2 protein-coding genes are annotated in these 1815 nt (G+C 64.2%); one reads left to right on the plus strand and one right to left on the minus strand.

Annotation, left to right across the window (positions count from 1 at the left end; all coding sequences use genetic code 11):
* Positions 1–672 (minus strand): sigma-70 family RNA polymerase sigma factor (locus FJ039_12660; GenBank protein ID MBM4406997.1); only part of this gene is annotated, 672 nt, incomplete at its 3' end.
* A 62-nt stretch (positions 673–734) separates the two neighbouring features.
* Here FJ039_12660 and FJ039_12665 point away from each other — a divergent pair.
* Positions 735–1766, plus strand: a complete 1032-nt coding sequence (locus FJ039_12665; GenBank protein MBM4406998.1) for a serine/threonine protein kinase — start codon at positions 735–737, stop codon at positions 1764–1766.
* Positions 1767–1815 lie beyond the last annotated feature (49 nt).

The following is a 1815-nucleotide window of genomic DNA, read 5'->3' on the forward strand; positions in this document are numbered from 1 at the left end:
CTTATCAACGATGGTGCCGCATCTTGCGCTCGATCTTCCAGCAATTCGCCAAGATCCCCCTCGATCCGCCTGCTCCAGTGCCCCTTCCAGCCGCTTCCAACTGCCGGATTTAGGTTGATTCAACTCCCGCATCAGCCAGGAACGGGCCAAGCGCCAATCCCGCAGCACGCTCTGTGGCGAGATCTTCAGCACCTCGGCGGACTCCTCCACGGTCAGTCCTCCAAAGAAGCGAAGCTCCACCACCTTCGCGCGGCGCGGGTCGAACTGCGCCAGGGAGTTCAATGCGTCGTCCACCAGTTCCAGTTCGCGGCTCCGCGCCCCCGTCAAATCAGGAACCTCATCCAGATGAAGCTGCACCGCCCCGGCGCCCCGTTTCGCCCGATTCCGCCGGCGGGCGGCGTCCACCAGAATCCGGCGCATCATCTGCGCCGCCACTGCGAAGAAGTGAGCCCGGTCACTCCAGTCCACTCCGGTGTTCACCAGCCGAAGAAACGTTTCGTTCACGAGCGCCGTCGCCTGGAGCGTGGCATCCTGCCGCTCGCCCCGCGTGTACACACGGGCGATCTTCTTGAGCTCCTCATACACCAAGGGCGTCAGGCGATCCAGCGCCGCATCATCTCCCTCGCGCCACGCGCGTAGTAGACCGGTGATTTCCAGGCGAGCAGCTTCCACGCAAGGTTCCTTCCCGACGATCAAACCTATAGCTTAATATCAAGAGACAGGAGCACAGCGGCGTGACTCAGCAGCGTTGGGCGAAAATCGAGGAAATCTACTTCGGTGCTCTCTCGCAGCCAGCCCAAGAGAGGCCCGCTTACCTGGAGGCCGCCTGTAGCCACGACTCCGCCATGCGCCGCGAAGTCGACTCCCTCCTGGCGCAGGACCACTCCGGCGCTGGTCCTCTCGACCGCCCGGCGTGGGCCGATGCCGAAGCCCTGCTCACCCCAGCCGCTGCCCCGGAAATGCCTCCCGGCACTCGCCTCGGTCCGTACGAAATCACCGGCCTTCTCGGCCAAGGCGGTATGGGCCGTGTATACGCCGCCCACGACAGCCGTCTCGGCCGATCCGTCGCCCTCAAAGTGGCGTCGACCGAATTCGGCGACCGCTTTCGCCAGGAAGCCCGCGCCGTCGCAGCCCTCAACCACCCCAATATCTGCACCCTCTACGATGTGGGCCCCAACTACCTGGTCATGGAGCTGGTCGAAGGCCCAACCCTCGCGGAGCGCATCCGCAAGGGCCCTATTCCGCCCGCCGAGTCCATCGAAATCGCTCGCCAAATCGCCGAAGCGCCCGAAGCCGCCCACGAACGAGTTGTCGTCCATCGTGACCTGAAGCCCGGCAACATCAAGATCAAGCCGGACGGCAAAGTGAAGGTGATCGATTTTGGTTTGGCGAAGGCCACTGACCCCGCCAGCCCCGCGCCGGGAACGCCGTCGGTCTCTTTGCCCGGCACTATCATGGGCACTGCCGCCTACATGGCTCCCGAACAGGCCGCCGGAAAACCGATCGACCGCCGCGTCGATATCTGGAGCTTCGGCGGGGTCTTCGCCGAGATGCTCTCCGGCCAGAAGGTTTTCAGCGGGGAGACGATTTCAGAAACCCTGGCCGCGGTAATGAAGGACTCCCCTCGCCTTGATGGGCTGCCCTCCGATCTGCCCACCGCCCTTCGAAAGCTGCTCGGCCGCTGTCTCGAAAAGGATCCTCGCAAGCGGCTGCGTGACATAGATAGGGGAAGCCAGAGTTATCCTGGAGGGCGGCCTCGAGGCTGAACCTCAACCTCCGCGCCGCAGCCGGCTCCCGCTCTTCATCGCAGCCGCG

This window comes from Chloroflexota bacterium (assembly GCA_016875535.1).
Taxonomy (GTDB): domain Bacteria; phylum Chloroflexota; class Dehalococcoidia; order SHYB01; family SHYB01; genus VGPF01.